We start from the raw sequence: 658 nt of genomic DNA, 5'->3' as shown, positions 1-658 counted from the left end.
GGTTCTACAGGACAGCCCAAAGGTGTAATGATTACCCATCGTGGTATTTGCAATACATTGTACTGGCGGCAAAAAACCTTTAAATTAACACCACAAGACAAAGTTTTACAGACTATTTCTTTTAGCTTTGACCCATCTGTTTGGCAGATATTTTGGCCTTTATCGTTTGGGGCACAGCTAATTATGGCTCGTCCAAGCGGGCATAAAGATCCAGCCTATCTCATCAAGACAATTGTCAAGCAGCAAATTACAGTCATCGCTTTAGTACCCTCGATTATGCGAGTCTTGCTAGAAGAAGAGGGAATTGAGAATTGTCAATGTCTTAAACACGTTACTAGTGGCGGGGAAGCTTTACCCATTGAACTTGTAGAGCGCTTCTTTGAGCGTCTGAAGTTGGACAATGTTCTGGTGAATTGCTATGGGCCAACAGAAGCAGCTATTGATGCCACCTTCTGGCGTTGCCAAAGTGGAACTGATTATATTTTTGCACCTATTGGTCGGCCGATTGCGAATACACAAATTTATATCCTGGATGAAGATTTGCAACCCGTACCGATTGGTATAGCAGGGGAAGTACATATTGGTGGTGTTGGATTAGCGCGAGGTTATCTCAACCGTCCAGAACTAACCCAACAAAAGTTTATACCTAACCCATTTA

Annotated in this window: 1 protein-coding gene; it reads left to right on the top strand. The window is 42.7% G+C overall.

Annotation, left to right across the window (positions count from 1 at the left end; translation table 11 throughout):
• A partial coding sequence (locus BV375_RS02705) for an AMP-binding protein (RefSeq protein WP_143841962.1) occupies positions 1–658 on the top strand: 658 nt, incomplete at both ends.

Origin of the sequence: Nostoc sp. 106C, assembly GCF_002154725.1 — a bacterium.
GTDB lineage: Bacteria > Cyanobacteriota > Cyanobacteriia > Cyanobacteriales > Nostocaceae > Aulosira.
This window is presented reverse-complemented; position numbering and strand designations above follow the sequence as displayed.